The 16,268-nt window shown below is 68.7% G+C and carries 15 protein-coding genes; all 15 read left to right on the top strand.

The window, feature by feature from the left end; translation table 11 throughout:
• Nucleotides 1-48: 48 nt before the first annotated feature.
• The 15 genes from HUS23_12175 to HUS23_12105 all read left to right on the top strand — a co-directional run bounded on the left by HUS23_12175 (nucleotide 49) and on the right by HUS23_12105 (nucleotide 16,265).
• Nucleotides 49-2,349: a putative monovalent cation/H+ antiporter subunit A gene (locus tag HUS23_12175; protein ID QKT04508.1), complete on the top strand. Its 2,301-nt coding sequence runs from the start codon at nucleotides 49-51 to the stop codon at nucleotides 2,347-2,349.
• Nucleotides 2,346-2,792, top strand: a complete 447-nt coding sequence (locus HUS23_12170; protein QKT04507.1) for a Na+/H+ antiporter subunit B — start codon at nucleotides 2,346-2,348, stop codon at nucleotides 2,790-2,792. Before HUS23_12175 ends, HUS23_12170 begins: the two co-directional genes overlap by 4 nt.
• A 1-nt stretch (nucleotide 2,793) precedes the next feature.
• Entirely contained in the window at nucleotides 2,794-3,141 is a 348-nt protein-coding gene (locus HUS23_12165; protein ID QKT04506.1) for a Na+/H+ antiporter subunit C, read from the top strand.
• Nucleotide 3,142: 1 nt separating this feature from the next.
• A complete protein-coding gene (locus HUS23_12160; protein ID QKT04505.1) occupies nucleotides 3,143-4,636 on the top strand; it encodes a Na+/H+ antiporter subunit D in 1,494 nt (497 codons plus the stop codon).
• A complete protein-coding gene (locus HUS23_12155) occupies nucleotides 4,633-5,106 on the top strand; it encodes a Na+/H+ antiporter subunit E (GenBank protein QKT04504.1) in 474 nt (157 codons plus the stop codon). The genes HUS23_12160 and HUS23_12155 overlap by 4 nt, the downstream gene beginning before the upstream one ends.
• Nucleotides 5,107-5,117: 11 nt before the next feature.
• Complete coding sequence (locus tag HUS23_12150; protein ID QKT04503.1) at nucleotides 5,118-5,390, top strand: cation:proton antiporter; 273 nt, start codon at nucleotides 5,118-5,120, stop codon at nucleotides 5,388-5,390.
• Nucleotides 5,383-5,760 (top strand): monovalent cation/H(+) antiporter subunit G, encoded by a 378-nt coding sequence (locus tag HUS23_12145; GenBank protein ID QKT04502.1) that lies wholly within the window; start codon nucleotides 5,383-5,385, stop codon nucleotides 5,758-5,760. The genes HUS23_12150 and HUS23_12145 overlap by 8 nt, the downstream gene beginning before the upstream one ends.
• A gap of 199 nt (nucleotides 5,761-5,959) precedes the next feature.
• Nucleotides 5,960-8,767 carry a monovalent cation/H+ antiporter subunit A gene (locus HUS23_12140; GenBank protein QKT04501.1) on the top strand — a complete coding sequence of 936 codons (2,808 nt, stop codon included), beginning with the start codon at nucleotides 5,960-5,962 and terminating at the stop codon, nucleotides 8,765-8,767.
• A complete protein-coding gene (locus tag HUS23_12135) occupies nucleotides 8,767-9,126 on the top strand; it encodes a Na+/H+ antiporter subunit C (protein QKT05074.1) in 360 nt (119 codons plus the stop codon). The genes HUS23_12140 and HUS23_12135 overlap by 1 nt, the downstream gene beginning before the upstream one ends.
• Nucleotides 9,126-10,652, top strand: coding sequence for a monovalent cation/H+ antiporter subunit D (locus HUS23_12130; protein QKT05073.1), 1,527 nt, complete (start codon nucleotides 9,126-9,128; stop codon nucleotides 10,650-10,652). Before HUS23_12135 ends, HUS23_12130 begins: the two co-directional genes overlap by 1 nt.
• Nucleotides 10,652-11,140 carry a Na+/H+ antiporter subunit E gene (locus tag HUS23_12125; protein QKT05072.1) on the top strand — a complete coding sequence of 163 codons (489 nt, stop codon included), beginning with the start codon at nucleotides 10,652-10,654 and terminating at the stop codon, nucleotides 11,138-11,140. Before HUS23_12130 ends, HUS23_12125 begins: the two co-directional genes overlap by 1 nt.
• Entirely contained in the window at nucleotides 11,134-11,403 is a 270-nt protein-coding gene (locus HUS23_12120; protein ID QKT04500.1) for a K+/H+ antiporter subunit F, read from the top strand. The genes HUS23_12125 and HUS23_12120 overlap by 7 nt, the downstream gene beginning before the upstream one ends.
• Nucleotides 11,404-11,413: 10 nt before the next feature.
• Entirely contained in the window at nucleotides 11,414-11,746 is a 333-nt protein-coding gene (locus HUS23_12115; protein ID QKT04499.1) for a Na+/H+ antiporter subunit G, read from the top strand.
• A gap of 98 nt (nucleotides 11,747-11,844) precedes the next feature.
• Nucleotides 11,845-13,506: a cation:proton antiporter gene (locus HUS23_12110; GenBank protein ID QKT04498.1), complete on the top strand. Its 1,662-nt coding sequence runs from the start codon at nucleotides 11,845-11,847 to the stop codon at nucleotides 13,504-13,506.
• A gap of 32 nt (nucleotides 13,507-13,538) precedes the next feature.
• Entirely contained in the window at nucleotides 13,539-16,265 is a 2,727-nt protein-coding gene (locus HUS23_12105) for a cation-transporting P-type ATPase (protein ID QKT04497.1), read from the top strand.
• The last annotated feature ends 3 nt before the right edge of the window (nucleotides 16,266-16,268 follow it).

Here is a 16,268-nt window from a genome sequence, read left to right as displayed (position 1 = left end):
CGCCCCGCGCCCCGTGGAAAAACAACGCGAAAGGACTGTCGCCCACTCATGCTTCTAGCGGTTTTGTCAGGTTTCCTGCTGGCCGCCGCCGCGCCCTGGCTGCATGCACGCCTCGGCGGGCGGGTTCACTGGCTGCTCGCGCTGCTGCCGGCTGCGCTCGCGGTGTACTTCGCGAGCCACCTACCGGCGGTGATAGCGGGCGCGCAGATGGTGCGCGTGTATCCGTGGGTGCCCGGCCTGGACATCCACCTGTCGTTCCTCATCGACGGGCTGAGCCTGCTGTTCGCGCTGCTGATCAGCGTGATCGGCACGTTCATCGTGCTGTACGCGGGCGAGTACCTGCGCGGCGACCGCGACCTGGCGCGCTTCTACGTCTTCATCCTGGCCTTCATGGCCTCCATGCTCGGCTTGGTGCTGTCGGACAACCTGATCGCGCTGTTCGTGTTTTGGGAACTGACCAGCATCACCTCCTACCTGCTCATCGGCTACAACCACGAGGACGCCCGGGCGCGCTATTGCGCGCTCCAGGGCCTGATCGTGACGGTGGCGGGCGGCATGGCGCTGCTGGCGGGCTTCGTGGTGCTGGCGCTGATGAGCGGCAGTTGGGAGCTGTCGCAGATCCTCACGCAGGGCGAGGTGCTGCGCGAGCATCCTTGGTATCTGCTCGCCCTGCTCCTGCTGCTCGGCGGCGCGTTCACCAAGTCGGCCCAGTTCCCGTTCCACTTCTGGCTGCCGAACGCGATGGCGGCGCCCACCCCGGTGAGCGCCTACCTGCACTCGGCGACCATGGTGAAGGCCGGGATCTACCTGCTCGCACGCCTACATCCGGGCCTGGGCGGCACGCCCGCGTGGGAGACGATCCTGCCGCTGGTGGGCGGCATCACCATGCTGCTCGGTATGGTGCTCGCCTACCGCAGCACGGAATTCAAGCGCCTGCTGGCCTACACCACCGTCATGGCGCTCGGCACGCTGACGCTGCTGATCGGCATCGGCACCCCGTATGCCATCACCGCGGCCATGACGTTCCTGCTCGCGCACGCGCTGTACAAGGCGGCGCTGTTCCTGGTGGCGGGTGCAGTGGATCACGGCACCGGGATCAAGGACATCACGCGTCTGGGCGGCCTGCGCCATGCCATGCCGATCACCGCCACCACCGCCATCCTGGCCGCGCTGTCCATGGCCGGCATCGCCCCCCTGTTCGGCTTCATCGCCAAAGAGATGCTGTTCGAAGCGGTGCTCGGTGCCCCCTACTTTGGTGGATTGCTCACCGTGTTCACCGTGCTCACGGCCATGCTCGGCGTGGCGCTGGGCGCGGTGGTCGCCCTACGGCCCTTCTTCGGTGCGCTCAAGCCGACACCGCAGCACCCGCACGAGGCGCCGCTGCCCATGTGGATCGGCTCGGCGCTGCTGGCCGCCGCAGGCCTCGCCTTGGGGCTGCTGCCCTTCGTGGCCGAGCGCGGGCTGGTGGCGGCCGCCGTGTCAGCGGTGTACGGCGTGCCGCTGGAGATCCACCTCACGCTGTGGCACGGATTCGACTGGCCGCTCGCGCTTAGCGCGCTCAGCATTGCGGCGGGCGCGGCGTTCTACGTCGGCTGGGACGCGCTGCGCGGGCGCACCGTCTGGATGAACCGTGCGGCCGCCGCCTACGGCCCCGAGCGCGGCTACGACCTCCTCATGCAAAGCATGGTGGCGACCGCCGAGTGGCAGTCGCGCGTGCTCCAGAACGGCTACCTGCGCCGCTACCTCATCACCATCCTGCTTACCTTGGTAACGGTGGTGGGCTACACGATGCTGACGCGCGGCGAGCCGCGGGTGCTGTTCAACTTCACCGGGTGGTTCCTGATCGACGTCATCGTCGCGGCGTTGATCGTCGCGGGCGCCATGTTCGCCGCCGGCACGCGGTCGCGGCTGGGCGCGGTGGCCTCGCTGGGCGTGGTGGGCTTCGGCGTGGCGCTGATGTTCGTCTTGTACAGCGCCCCGGACCTCGGCATCACCCAGGTGCTGGTGGAGACCCTCACGGTGCTGCTGCTGGTACTGGTGCTATTTCGGCTGCCGGGCTTCAGCAACCGCTCGGGCCGCGGCGCGCGCGCCCTCGACGCCAGCGTGGCGGTGCTGGTGGGCGGGCTGTTCACCGTGCTGCTCATGGCGACCATCGACGTGCAATTCCACGACCCCATCTCGCAGTACTTCATCGCGCACAGCGTGGACCTCGCCCACGGGCGCAACATCGTGAACGTGATCCTGGTGGACTTCCGCGCCCTCGACACCCTGGGCGAAATCTTCGTCTTGGCGCTCGCGGCCATCGGCGTGTACGCCATGATCAAGCTCAAGGCGGAGGACCGTCGATGAGTTCGCTGATCCTCTCCACCGCCGCCCGGATTCTGCTGCCGCTGCTGATCCTGTTCTCGGTGTTTCTGCTGCTGCGCGGGCACGACCTGCCGGGCGGCGGCTTCATCGGCGGGCTGGTGGGCGCGGGCGGTTTCGCGCTGTACGTGTTCACCTTCAGCCCGGCCGCGGGGCGTGCGGCGCTGCGCATCGACCCGCGCGTGATGATGGGCGCAGGGCTGCTGCTGGCCGTGCTATCGGGCGTGCTCGGCATGCTGGCGCGCGCGCAGCCCTTTCTCACCGCGCAGTGGGCCGCGCTCCACCTGCCGCTGTTCGGCGAGGTAAAGCTGTCGAGCGTGCTCATTTTCGATATCGGGGTGTACCTGGTGGTGCTGGGCGCGGTGATGACCATCGTGCTGACCCTGGCCGAGGCCGAGGAACGGCCTCCAATGGACACGGAGGACTGACATGGAACCCTTGCTGGCCCTGGTGGTGGGCGCGCTGTATGCCGCCGCCATCTACATGCTGCTGCGGCGCAGCATCGTGAAGATCGTCATCGGGCTGATCCTGCTCAGCAACGCGGCCAACCTGCTCATCTTCACCGCGGCGGGACTCACGCGCGCCGCCCCGCCACTGGTCCCCGAGGGCGCGCTGCGGCCCGTGGGGGCGGTGGCCGACCCGCTGCCGCAGGCGCTGGTGCTCACCGCCATCGTGATCGCCTTCGGCGTGCTGGCCTTCGCCGTGGTGCTCATCCACCGCGCCTACGAGGTGGTCCAGACCGACGACCTCGACCGGATGAAGAGCACCGACGCCTGACATGGAAGTCGCCCTGCCCATCGTCATCCCGCTGGTGAGCGGCGCCCTGTCGCTGCTGCTGTGGCGCTCGCGCGCCGCGCAGCGGTGGATCGGCGTGCTGGGCACCGGCGCGCTGCTCGCGAGCGCGGTATGGCTGCTGGCGGCCACGCGCGCCGAGGGCATTCTGGTGCAGGCGGTGGGCGACTGGCCGGCGCCCTTCGGCATCGTGCTGGTGAGCGACCTGTTGGCCGCCATCATGGTGCTGCTGGCGGGCATCACGGCCTTCGCCATCGCCATCTACTCGCTGGCCAGCATGAGCGCGGGGCACGAGCGCTTCGGCTACTACCCGCTGCTGCACATGCTGATGGCCGGCATTTGCGGCGCGTTCCTCACCGGCGACGTGTTCAACCTGTTCGTGTGGTTCGAGGTGATGCTGATCGCCTCCTTCGCACTGCTCACCCTCGGCGGCGAGCGCGCCCAGATGGAGGGCGCGATCAAATACGTCACCATCAACCTGATCTCCTCGGCCATCCTGCTCACGGCCATCGGGTTGCTGTACGGCCTGGCGGGCACGCTCAACATGGCCGACCTCGCGGTGAAGCTCGCCAACACCGATCAGAGCGGCCTGGTCACCGTGATCGGCCTGCTGTTCATGATCTCCTTCGGCATCAAGGCGGCAGTGTTCCCCTTGTTCTTCTGGCTGCCGGCCTCGTACCACACCGCCCCCATCGCCGTGGCGGCGCTGTTCGCGGGCCTGCTGACCAAGGTCGGCGTGTACGTGATCTTCCGCTTCTTCTCGCTGATCTTCACCCAGGACGTCGGCTACACCCACACCATCCTGCTGTGGGTCGCCGGCTTCACCATGCTGACGGGCGTGCTGGGCGCGGCGGCGCAGTTCGACTTCCGGCGCATCCTCTCGTTCCACATCGTGAGCCAGATCGGCTACATGATCATGGGCATTGCGCTGCTGACGCCGCTGGCGGTGCTGGGCGGAGTGTTCTACATCATCCACCACATCATCGTGAAGACGAATCTGTTCCTGGTGGCGGGCGTCGCCTACCAGTTGCGCGGCGCGTACGGCTTGAAGGGCCTGGGCGGGCTGTACCGCCACTCGCCCTGGCTGGCGCTGCTGTTCCTGATCTCCGCGCTGTCGCTGGCGGGCATGCCGCCCTTGTCGGGCTTCTTCGCCAAATTCATCCTCATCCGCGCGGGCATCGAGGCCGGCGCCTGGACCATCGTCGGCGTGGCCCTGCTGGTGGGGCTGCTCACGCTCTACTCCATGACCAAGATCTGGCAGGAGGCGTTCTGGAAGGCCCCGCCCGAGGATGCCCCGGCGCGTCCCTTACCGGGGGGCGCCCAGCTCGCGCTGCTGTATACGCCGATCGTGGGCTTGGCGGGCATCACGCTGTTCATCGGTCTGAATGCGCAGCCCGTGTACGCGCTCGCGCTGGCCGCCGCCGAACAGCTGTTGAACCCCGAACTGTATGTGACGGCCGTGCTGGGAGGCGCGCCATGATCGCTTTCGCCTGGAACCTCACGCTGGCGCTCGCCTGGGTGATCCTCACCGGCAGTCTCACCGCCGCCAACCTGGTGTGGGGCTTCGTCGTGGCCTACTTCGTGTTGCGCGTAACCCACGGCCGCAACCCCATCTTTGCCGCGTACTTCGCCAAGGTCCCGCAGGCGGTGCGCTTCACCCTGTTCTTTATCTGGGACCTGACCAAGTCGAATATGCGCGTGGCCTACGACGTGCTCACGCCGACCCACTACATGCGCCCCGGGGTGATCGCCCTGCCGCTGGATGCCCATACCGACGCGGAGATCACTGCGTTGGCCAACCTGATCACCGTCACGCCCGGCGCGCTCAGCCTGGACGTGTCCAGCGACCGGCGCACGCTGTACATCCACCTCATGTACCTCGACGACGAACAGCGCTTGCGCGCGGAACTCAAGGACCTCGAACGCCGGGTCCTGCAACTCATGCGCTGAGGAGGCCGTCCATGCTCAACTTCGCGATCAACGCCGCCTACGTCATCCTCGGCATCGCCCTGGTGCTCACGTTCGTGCGCCTCATGCGCGGCCCCAGCCTGCCGGACCGGGTGATAGCCTTGGAGCTGGTGGCCCTGCTCACCGTGGGCGTCATCGCCGTCTACACGGTCGCCACGGGCGTGCCGGCCTTTCTGGATGTGGCGATCGTGCTTGCCCTGACCTCGTTCCTCGCCGCCATCGGCTTCGCCCGCTACATCGAGAAGGGAGGGCCGCGCGATGAGTGAGTGGATCACGGCCGTGCTCCTGCTGCTCGGCGCTTCGCTGATGTTGCTCGCGGCCGTGGGCCTGCTGCGCATGCCCGACCTGCTGACGCGCATGCACGCCGCCACCAAGGCCGGCGCCCTCGGCGCGGGGCTGATGGTCAGCGCGCTCGCCATCTACTTCGCCGAGGGCGAGGTGGTGGCGCGCGCGGTGGCCATCGTCGCCTTCATCGTGCTCACCGCGCCCATTGCCGCCCATATGGTCGGGCGGGCGGCGTACGTGGTCGGCGTGCCGCTGTGGGAGCACTCGGTCAAGGACGAACTCCAGGGCCGCTATGACATCCACAGCCACACCCTGCACGGCGGCCGCGAGAAGGACAGCGGCGGCCACTGAGACGGAATACCTCTGAACCGGCCGCCGCGCGCGCCAGCTTACTCGCCCCGCCGCACTAGGTCTTGGCCCCTCTCTTGATGTAGGATTCGCGCTCGGTCGCGGCAGCGCGCTCCTCGCGGGAGCGCGCGCCCCTCCGCCCGGCGCCGGCCTGTCTCCACCAGGCCGGGCCGCGCCCAGAACAAGACGGACAGTTCAACGAATGACCCTAGCCCTGATCCCATTGCTGCCCTTTGCGGGCGCCGTGTTGCCCCCTGTCCTGATCCGCCACGGCAAGAACGCCAGCGCATGGGGCGCCGGCCTCGTGACTGCGTTGGCGCTGCTGCTGCTGTTGCAGATGGCCCCCACGGTGTTCGCCGGCGAAACGGTGCGCGTCGGTTGGGAGTGGATGCCGCAACTCGGCATCAACTTCACCTTCCGCCTGGACGGCCTGGGCTTCTTGTTCGCCCTGCTGATCCTGGGCATCGGCCTGCTGATCATCCTGTATGCGCGCTACTACCTGTCCGACAGCGACCCGATGGGGCGTTTCTACGCCTACATGCTGCTGTTCATGGGCTCGATGCTGGGCATCGTGCTGTCCGACAACCTGATCCTGCTGCTGATGTTCTGGGAGCTGACCAGCCTCAGTTCCTTCCTGCTGATCGGCTACTGGCGCCATCGCTCCGACGCGCGTCAGGGCGCGCGCATGGCGCTCGCCATCACCGGCGGCGGCGGGCTGGCCATGCTGGCGGGCATCCTGCTGCTGGGCTATGTCGCCGGCAGCTTCGAGCTGTCGGTGGTGCTGGAGTCGGCGGAGGTGGTGCAGGCGCACGCGCTCTACCCGGTGCTGCTGGTGCTGATCCTGCTGGGCGCGTTCACCAAGTCGGCGCAGTTCCCGTTCCACTTCTGGCTGCCGCACGCCATGGCGGCGCCCACCCCGGTCAGCGCCTATCTGCACTCGGCCACCATGGTGAAGGCCGGTGTGTTCCTGCTGGCGCGCCTGTTCCCGGTGCTGTCGGGCCCGGATCTGTGGTTCTACCTCGTGGGCGGTGCGGGCGCCGTGACCTTGGTCTTCGCCGCGTACATGGCGCTGTTCAAGCACGACCTCAAGGGGCTGCTGGCCTACTCGACCATCAGCCACCTGGGCCTGATCACCCTGCTGTTCGGCATCGGCACGCCGCTGTCGGCCGTGGCGGGGGTGTTCCACATCATCAACCACGCCACGTTCAAAGCCTCGCTGTTCATGGCGGCCGGCATCATCGACCACGAGGCCGGCACGCGCGACATGCGTCGCCTGAGCGGGCTGTGGAAGTACATGCCGCACACGGCCACCTTGGCCATGGTCGCGGCCGCGGCCATGGCGGGCGTGCCGCTGCTGAACGGCTTCCTTTCCAAGGAGATGTTCTTCGAGGAGACCCTGCATGTCGTGCCGCTGGAGAACGTGTACTGGCTGCTGCCCGCTGCCGCCACGCTCGCGGGCGTGTTCTCGGTGGCCTACTCGCTGCGCTTCATCCACGACGTGTTCTTCGGCCCTGAACCGGTGGATCTGCCCAAGAAGCCGCACGAGCCGCCGCGCTGGATGAAGATCCCGGTGGAGATCCTGGTCGCGCTGTGCGTGCTGGTGGGCATCCTGCCCGCGCTCGTCGTCGGCCCAATGCTCGCGGTGGCGGCGCAGTCGGTGCTGTGGGGCCAGCCGCTGCCGGAATACAGCCTCATGGTGTGGCACGGCTTCAACACCGCCTTGATGATGAGCATCCTCGCGCTGCTCGGCGGTGTCCTCGTCTACCTCGCGCGGCGTCGGGTGTTCTACGCCCACGAGACGCTGCTGCCACGCTTCGAGGCCAAGGCGCTGTTCGAGGCGTTGGTGCACGTGGTGGTGCACTTCGCGCGCTGGCTGACCGGGGCCCTGGAGAACGGCTCGCTGCAGCGTTACCTCGCCCTGCTGGTGATCGCGGGGCTCGCCGCGGGCTGGGCGGCGGTGTACGGCCAGCCGAGCCTGTTCGGCACCATGAACGGCACGCCGCTGGACCCGGTGAGCCTGGTGGCGGCGCTGATCCTGATCGCGGGCGTGGCGCTGACGGTGATCTGGCACCGGCGGCGCCTCGCCGCCCTCATCGCCGTCAGCGTCGTGGGCCTGATCATGGCGCTGGTGTTCGTGCGCTTCTCCGCCCCCGACCTCGCGCTCACCCAGTTGTCGGTCGAGATCGTGACCATCGTGCTGCTGCTGCTCGCGCTGTACTTCCTGCCGCAACAGACGCCCGCCGAGTCCTCCGCGCTGCGCAAGGGGCGGGACGGCGTCCTGGCACTGGCCGGCGGCGCGGGCGTCGCGGCGCTCGCCTATGCCGTGCTCACCCACCCCTACCAGACCATCGCCGACTACTTCCTGGCCCAGTCCGTGCCGGGCGGCGGGGGCACCAACGTGGTGAACGTGATCCTGGTGGACTTCCGCGGCTTCGACACGCTGGGTGAGATCGCCGTGCTGGGCATCGCCGCGCTGGGCATCTACGCCCTGCTCGATCGCCTGCACCTGCCGCTGCCGGGCCGCGATCCCTATGGCCGCGCCTGGTCGCCCGACCGCCATCCCATGATCCTGGCCATGATCGTACGACCGCTGCTGCCGCTCGCGCTGCTGGTGTCGATCTACATCTTCCTGCGCGGGCACAACCTGCCGGGCGGCGGCTTCATCGCCGGCCTGATCACCGCCGTGGCGCTGATTCTGCAGTACCTCGCCAACGGCGTGCAGTGGACGCAGGCGCGCATGCCCGTCGACTATCACCCCGTCATCGGCTGGGGGCTGTTGATCGCCGCGCTCACCGGCCTCGGGAGCTGGTACTTCGGCTATCCGTTCCTGACCACGTCGTTCGACTATTTCACCCTGCCGGTGGTCGGCAAGTTCGAGCTCGCCACGGCGCTCGTGTTCGACCTCGGCGTGTACCTCACCGTGGTGGGCGCGGTGATGCTGATCCTCGCCAATTTGGGCAAGGCGAGCGGTGCCATGCCCAGCCCCGGCCGTTCCAAGGAGGCCGCGTGATGGAGCTGCTGGTCGCCATCGTCATCGGTGTGCTGGTCGCGGGGGGGATCTACCTCGTGCTGCGCGCGCGCACCTACCCCGTGATCCTCGGCATCGCCTTGCTCGGCTATGCCGCCAACCTGTTCCTGTTCGTGATGGGGCGGCTCACCACCGGCATGCCCGCGGTGATCGATCCGCAGGCGCCCGGCTACGCCGACCCGCTGCCGCAGGCGCTGGTGCTCACCGCCATCGTGATCGGCTTCGGCATGATCGCCTTCGTGGTGATGCTCGCGTTGCGCGCGCGCGGCGAACTCGGCTCGGACCACGTGGACGGGCCGGCCCAGCCGCCGGCCGCTGACGAGGAGGCGCCGCGCTCATGATCAACCATTGGATCATCGCCCCCTTCCTGCTCCCGCTGATGGCGGGCGTGCTCATGCTGCTGGTCGCGCGCGCCGGGCTCGCTTGGCAGCGCGCGGTGGGCTTCGCCAGCGCGGTCGCCCTGCTCGCCGTCAGCGTGCTGCTGCTGATCCAGGCGGCGGACGGCAGCTACGGCGTATACGTGCTCGGCAACTGGCCGCCGCCGTTCGGCATCGTGCTGGTACTGGATCGGCTCAGCGCACTGATGGTGCTGCTCACCGCCGTGGTGGCCGTGTTCACGCTGTGGTATGCACTACGCGGCACCGATGCCCTGGGGCGCAACTTCCACCCGCTGTTCCAGTTGCAGCTCGCGGGCCTGAACGGCGCCTTCCTCACCGGCGACCTGTTCAACCTGTTCGTATTCTTCGAAATCCTGCTAATCGCCTCCTACGGCCTGCTGTTGCACGGCGGCGGCGCAAGCCGCACGCGCGCCGGGCTGCACTATGTGGTGCTCAACCTCGCGGGCTCGGCCTTGTTCCTGATCGCGGTCGGCATCCTGTACGGGCTGACCGGCACGCTGAACATGGCGGACCTGGCGGTGCGCGTCGCCCAGGCCCCGGCCGAGCAGGCGGGCCTGCTGCGTACCGGGGCCCTGCTGCTGTTCGTGGTGTTCGCGCTCAAGGCCGCCCTGCTGCCGCTCTACTTCTGGCTGCCGGCGGCCTACAGCAACACCACCGCGCCGGTCGCCGCGCTGTTCGCCATCATGACCAAGGTGGGCGTGTACGCCATCGTGCGGGTGTACACCCTCATCTTCGGCGAGGGCGCGGGCGGGGCGGCCAACGTGTTGACCGACTGGCTGCTGCCGCTCGGCCTCGCCACGCTGATGCTCGGCATGATCGGGGCCCTGGCCGCACGCGGGCTGCGCCGTCTGGTGGCCTATATGGTGGTGGTCTCGGTCGGCATGCTGCTGACTGCCGCGGGGCTGTTCACCACGCTGTCCATGGCCGCGGCCCTGGTCTACCTGGTCCACACCACGCTGGTCACCGCGGCGATGTTCCTGCTGGTGGATGTCATCGCCCGGCAGCGGGGCGACGATCGCCTCGCCCCCCTCCCGGAGCTGCGCCAACCGCTGCTGCTCGGCGGACTGTTCTTCATCGGTGCGGTGGCGCTGGTCGGCATGCCGCCGCTCAGCGGCTTCCTGGGCAAGTTCATGATCCTGCACGCCGCCCGCGGCGAGGCGCAAGTGGGATGGGTCTGGGCGGTGGTCCTGCTCAGCAGCCTGCTCGGCCTGGTGGCGCTCAGTCGCGCGGGCAGCGTGGTGTTCTGGAAGACGCGCGGCAGCGTTGAGGCGCCGCGCGCGGGCTGGGGGGCGCTGCTGCCGGTGATCGCGCTGCTCGCGGCGAGCCCGCTGCTGGTCGTGTTCGGCGGGCCGGTCACGGCCTACGCGCAGGCCACCGCCGCGCAGCTCAGCGCGCCCGGCCATTACGTCCACAGCGTGCTGCGCACCGACGCCGTGGTGGGCGACGTGCCGCGGGAGGTCACACCATGATGCACCGTCTGCTGCCCCATCCCCTGCTGACCGCAGTGCTCATCGTGGTCTGGCTGCTGCTGGTCAACAACATCGAGCCAGGCCACATCGTGTTGGCGGTAATCTTCGGCGTACTGCTGCCCATGCTCACGCACCGTTTCTGGCCCGACCGCCCGCACGTGCGCAGCCCGCTCGCACTGACCCGCTTCGTGGCCGTCGTGCTGTGGGACATCGTCATCGCCAACTTGAACGTCGCGCGCCTGATCCTCGGGCCGACCCGGCGCCTGCGCCCGGCCTTCGTCACCGTGCCGCTGGACACGCGCGACGAGTTCACCATCACCCTGCTGGCCAGCACCATCTCGCTCACGCCGGGCACGGTGTCCTCGGACGTCGCGCCCGACCGCAGCGCCCTCCTCGTCCACGCGCTGGACGTGGAGGACGTGGATAGGCTGGTGCGCCAGATCAAGACGCGCTATGAGGCGCCCCTCATGGAGAGCTTCGGATGCTAGCGATCGCCATGCCCATTGCCTTCGCCATGATGACCGTGGCGCTGGTGCTGAACCTCTGGTCCCTGGTGCGCGGCCCGGACCTGCCCGACCGCATCCTGGCGCTGGATACCATGTACATCAACACCATCGCGCTGCTGGTGATGCTCGGGATCTTTCTGCACAGCACCGCCTACTTCGAGGCGGCGGTGCTGATCGCCCTCATGGGTTTCGTGGGCACGGTGGCGCTGTGTAAGTACGCCCTGCGCGGCGACATCGTCGAGTGAGGGCCGCCGGATGATCGTCGAAATCCTCATCTCCTTCTTCCTCTTGGTCGGGGCTGCGTTCGCCCTCATCGGCTCCATCGGCCTCGCCCGCCTGCCGGACTTCTTCATGCGCCTGCACGGGCCCACCAAGGCCACCACGCTCGGCGTGGGCGGGCTGATGCTGGCCTCGGCGGTGTACTTCACGGCGCGCGAAGTGGGCCTGAGCCTGCACGAGCTGCTCATCACCCTGTTCCTGTTCATCACGGCGCCGATCAGCGCGCACCTGCTGGCCAAGGCCGCGCTGCACCTGCGCGTGCGCCAGTTGGGCGAAAAGCCCCAGACGCGCTGGGACCGTTCCAAATAGCGGCGGCTGCTCCGGCACGTGCCCGACGCAGCCGGGCTGTGCGATGCTATCGGCACTCATAGAACAACAAGAGACGGCCGGTCGGCCTTAGGAGCCCGATGTCCCCCTTCGACAACGTGTTCGAGCAGTTCGCGGCCTTGCTGCTGTTGGCCGCCGTGGTGGGCGCGATCGCCACCCGGCTGAAGCAACCGCTCGTGGTGGCGTTCATCGTCGTGGGCATCCTCGCGGGGCCGGCGGTACTCGGCTGGGTCCACTCTAGCGAGCCGCTCGAACTGCTCGCCGAGATCGGCATTGCCCTGCTGCTGTTCGTGGTCGGCCTCAAGCTCGACCTCCACCTCATCCGCACCATGGGGCCCGTGGCGCTCGCCACCGGCCTCGGCCAGGTGCTGTTCACTTCGGTGGTCGGCTTCTTTCTCGCCCTGGTACTCGGCATGCACTGGCTGCCGGCGCTGTACGTGGCGGTGGCGCTGACCTTCTCCAGCACCATCATCATCGTCAAGCTGCTGTCCGACAAACGCGAGGTGGACGCGCTGCACGGGCGCATCGCGCTCGGCTTCCTGATCGTCCAGGACCTGGTGGTGGTGCTGGTGATGATCGGCCTGTCGGCGTTCGCGGTCGGCGGCGCCGCCGATAACCTGGGCGCTGAGATGGGCATGGTGGCGGTCAAGGGCGCCCTGTTGCTGGTGTTCGTGGGCGTGTTGATCCGCTGGGTACTGCCGCGCGTGCTCCCGCACCTCGCCCGCTCCCAGGAGTTGCTGGTGCTCGCGGCGGTCACCTTCGCCGTGGCGCTGGCGGCCGCCGGCGAATGGATGGGGTTCAGTCGCGAGGTGGGCGCCTTCCTCGCCGGCGTGGCGCTGGCCTCCACGCCGTTTCGCGAGGCCATTGGCTCGCGCCTGGTGAGCCTGCGCGACTTCCTGCTGCTGTTCTTCTTCATCCTGCTCGGCGCCGAGCTCGATATGGCGACCCTCGGCGCGCATGTCGGCCCGGCGATCGTGCTATCGGCCTTCGTGCTGATCGGCAATCCGCTGATCGTAATGGTGATCATGGGCGCCATGGGCTACCGCCGGCGCACCGGCTTCCTGGCCGGGCTGACGGTCGCGCAGATCAGCGAGTTCTCGCTCATTCTGGTCGCACTCGGGCTCACGTTGGGCCATATCGACCCCGATACCGTGGGCCTAGTGACACTGGTAGGGCTGATAACCATCGGCCTGTCGACCTACATGATTCTGTACTCCCACCCGCTGTACGAGCGCTTGGCGCCTTGGCTGCGGGTGTTCGAGCGCAAGGTCCCGTACCGCGAACAGGGCAAAGACACGACCGCGCCCACCGACGTCGTCGACGTGATCGTGTTTGGGCTCGGACGCTATGGCGGCCGCCTCGCGAGCGAGCTGCAGGCGCGCGGGCTGCGCGTGCTGGGCGTCGACTTCGATCCACAAGCCGTGCAGGAATGGAACGCGCAGGGCCAGACGGCGCGCTACGGCGACGCGGAGGACCCCGAGTTTCCCGCCACCCTGCCGCTGGGCAGCGCCCGCTGGGTGGTCAGCACCCTGCCCGACCGCGACGTCAACTTGGCCCTACTAGACTCGCTGCGTAGCCATGGCTTCCCGGGCCGGCTGGGCGTGGCGGCGCACGGGGAGGCCGCCGCCGAGGCCTTGCGCCTCGCCGGCGCCGACCGCGTGTTCATGCCCTACCGCGACGCGGCCGAGCGCGCCGCCGCCGAGCTCGCGAACCACGCGACGCCGAGCCTCGCTCGACCGTAGACAATGCGCACGCAGGAGACGGCATCAGAAAAATGCAGAACAACGACGAGCACCGCCACTGGCACGCGCTCAGCGTGCAAGAAGTCACCCGCGCGCTGGAGAGCGACGAGCACGGCCTGACTTCCGAGGAGGCCCAGGCGCGCCTCGCGCAGTACGGGCCGAACCGCCTGCCCGACGCCGGCCGTCGCGGCCCCTTGCGCCGCTTCCTCAGCCAGTTCAACAACGTCATCATCTACCTGCTCATGGTCGCGGCGGTCATCACCGGCCTGCTCGCGCACTGGCTCGACACCGCCGTGATCGCCGCCGTGGTGATCATCAACACCCTCATCGGTTTCATCCAGGAGGGCAAGGCCGAGCGCGCGCTGGAGGCCATACGCCACATGCTCTCGCCGCAGGCCGTGGTGCTGCGCGACGGCCACCGCCGGCAGATCGCCGCCACCGAACTGGTGCCCGGCGACATCGTGCTGCTGCAGTCGGGCGACAAGGTGCCCGCCGACCTGCGCCTGCTGCGTGAGCGCGACCTGCGCATCGAGGAGGCCGTGCTCACCGGCGAGTCCGAGGCGGTGGAGAAGGACGTCGAGGCGGTGGCCGCGGACGCCGTGGTGGGCGACCGCCTCAACATGGCCTTCTCCAGCACCCTGGTGGTGCACGGCGTGGGCCGCGGTGTGGTGGTCGGCACCGGCGCCGAGACCGAGATCGGGCGCATCAGCGCCATGCTCGCCGACATCCGCACGCTGCAGACCCCGCTCACGCAGCAGATGGCGCGCTTCGGGCACTACCTCAGCGCCTTTATCGTGGTGTTCGCCGCGCTGACCTTCCTGTTTGGCTGGTACGCGCGCGACTACGCCCCGGCGGAGATGTTCCTCATCGCCGTAGGCCTCGCCGTGGCCGCCATCCCCGAGGGGCTACCCGCCATCATGACCATCACGCTCGCCATCGGCGTGCAGCGCATGGCACACCGCCACGCCATCATCCGCCGCCTGCCGGCGGTCGAGACGCTGGGTTCGGTGACGGTGATCTGCTCCGACAAGACCGGCACGCTCACGCGCAACGAGATGTCGGTGCAGTGCGTGGCGCTCGCCACGCGCCGCTATGGCGTGACCGGCGAGGGCTACACCGGCGTGGGCGCGTTCGTGCACGCCGGCGCGGAGATCGACCCCGAGCAGGACGCCGATCTCATGGAGCTGTTACGCGCGGCGCTGCTGTGCAACGACGCCAGGCTCGACACCCACGGCTCCGAGGTGCGCCTGCACGGCGACCCCACCGAGGGCGCCCTGCTCTCTCTGGCGCTCAAGGGCGGCTACGACCGCGACGAGGAGCATGGCCGCTGGCCGCGCGTGGACGCCATCCCCTTCGAATCGCAGCACCAGTTCATGGCCACGCTGCACCACGACCACGAGGGACACGGCGTCATCTACCTCAAGGGCGCGCCCGAGAAGGTCATCGCCATGTGCGCGCTCCAGCGCACGCCTGAAGGCGAGGCGCCGCTGGACGCGGCGCACTGGCATAGCGCCGTGGACGACTTTGCCAGCGAAGGGCAGCGCGTGCTCGCCATCGCCTACAAGCGGCGCGCCGAGCACATGACGACGGTGGACTTCGCCGACGTGGAGGACGAGCTGGTGCTGCTCGGCCTGTGCGGCATGATGGACCCGCCGCGCCAGGAGGCCGTCGCCGCGGTGCGCGACTGCCAGAGCGCGGGCATCCGCGTGAAGATGATCACCGGCGACCACGCCCTCACCGCCAGCGCCATCGGCGCGCGCATGAACATCGGCGCCACCGGCACCGCCCTCACCGGCCGCGACCTCGAGGCGCTGGACGACCAAGCGCTGGAGGCGAAGGCGCAGGAGCACGATGTATTCGCGCGCACCTCGCCCGAACACAAGCTGCGCCTGGTGCGCGCGCTGCAGGCGCGTGGCGAGGTCGTGGCCATGACCGGCGACGGCGTGAATGACGCACCCGCCCTCAAACGCGCGAATATCGGCATCGCCATGGGCATCAAGGGCACCGAGGTGACCAAGGAGGCCGCCGAGATGGTGCTCACCGACGACAATTTCGCCTCCATCGCGCACGCCGTGGAGGAAGGGCGCACGGTCTACGAGAACATCCGCAAGGCGATCCTGTTCATCCTGCCCACCAACGGCGGCCAGGCGCTGGTGGTGCTCGCCGCGGTGCTGCTGGGGGTGGTCATGCCCACGACCCCCGCGCAGATCCTGTGGGTGAACATGGTCACCGCCGTCACCCTCGCGCTCGCGCTCGCCTTCGAGCCGCCGGAGTCGGACATCATGCGCCGCCCCCCGCGCGACCCGCGCGCGCCCTTGTTGTCGCCCTACCTGATCTGGCGTATCGGCTTCGTGTCGGTGCTGCTGGTGGCGGGCACCTTCAGCCTGTTCCTGTGGAAGGAGGCCACCGCCGGGCTCGAGGCGGCGCGCGCCATGGCGGTGAACACCCTGGTCATGGGCCAGGTGTTCTACCTGTTCAGCGTGCGCTACGTCAGCGCACCCTCGTTCACCTGGGAAGGCTTGCGCGGTAATCGCTACGTGCTCTATGCCGTCGCCGCCACCGTGGCGCTGCAGCTCACCTTCACCTACGCCCCGTTCATGGTCACGCTGTTCGGCATCGAGCCCCTGCCCGCCGAGGACTGGCTGCTGCTGATTGGCTTCGGCGTCGCGGTGTTCGTGCTGGTGGAACTGGAGAAGGCCGTGGTGCGTGGGTTGCGCGCTCGCGCCGCGCCGCGCGGGCGCCGCCCCGCACGCGGCTGATCG

This window comes from Ectothiorhodospiraceae bacterium 2226 (assembly GCA_013348725.1).
Lineage (GTDB): Bacteria > Pseudomonadota > Gammaproteobacteria.
This window is presented reverse-complemented; position numbering and strand designations above follow the sequence as displayed.

Excerpts from the sequence above, each read along its gene's own strand:
- HUS23_12120 (QKT04500.1), top strand. The coding sequence starts at position 11,134 with ATGCTAGCGATCGCCATGCCCATTGCCTTCGCCATGATGACCGTGGCG.
- HUS23_12135 (QKT05074.1), top strand. The coding sequence starts at position 8,767 with ATGGAGCTGCTGGTCGCCATCGTCATCGGTGTGCTGGTCGCGGGGGGG.
- HUS23_12115 (QKT04499.1), top strand. The coding sequence starts at position 11,414 with ATGATCGTCGAAATCCTCATCTCCTTCTTCCTCTTGGTCGGGGCTGCG.
- HUS23_12175 (QKT04508.1), top strand. The coding sequence starts at position 49 with ATGCTTCTAGCGGTTTTGTCAGGTTTCCTGCTGGCCGCCGCCGCGCCC.
- HUS23_12165 (QKT04506.1), top strand. The coding sequence starts at position 2,794 with ATGGAACCCTTGCTGGCCCTGGTGGTGGGCGCGCTGTATGCCGCCGCC.
- HUS23_12170 (QKT04507.1), top strand. The coding sequence starts at position 2,346 with ATGAGTTCGCTGATCCTCTCCACCGCCGCCCGGATTCTGCTGCCGCTG.
- HUS23_12155 (QKT04504.1), top strand. The coding sequence starts at position 4,633 with ATGATCGCTTTCGCCTGGAACCTCACGCTGGCGCTCGCCTGGGTGATC.
- HUS23_12125 (QKT05072.1), top strand. The coding sequence starts at position 10,652 with ATGCACCGTCTGCTGCCCCATCCCCTGCTGACCGCAGTGCTCATCGTG.
- HUS23_12140 (QKT04501.1), top strand. The coding sequence starts at position 5,960 with ATGACCCTAGCCCTGATCCCATTGCTGCCCTTTGCGGGCGCCGTGTTG.
- HUS23_12160 (QKT04505.1), top strand. The coding sequence starts at position 3,143 with ATGGAAGTCGCCCTGCCCATCGTCATCCCGCTGGTGAGCGGCGCCCTG.
- HUS23_12105 (QKT04497.1), top strand. The coding sequence starts at position 13,539 with ATGCAGAACAACGACGAGCACCGCCACTGGCACGCGCTCAGCGTGCAA.
- HUS23_12145 (QKT04502.1), top strand. The coding sequence starts at position 5,383 with ATGAGTGAGTGGATCACGGCCGTGCTCCTGCTGCTCGGCGCTTCGCTG.
- HUS23_12110 (QKT04498.1), top strand. The coding sequence starts at position 11,845 with ATGTCCCCCTTCGACAACGTGTTCGAGCAGTTCGCGGCCTTGCTGCTG.
- HUS23_12150 (QKT04503.1), top strand. The coding sequence starts at position 5,118 with ATGCTCAACTTCGCGATCAACGCCGCCTACGTCATCCTCGGCATCGCC.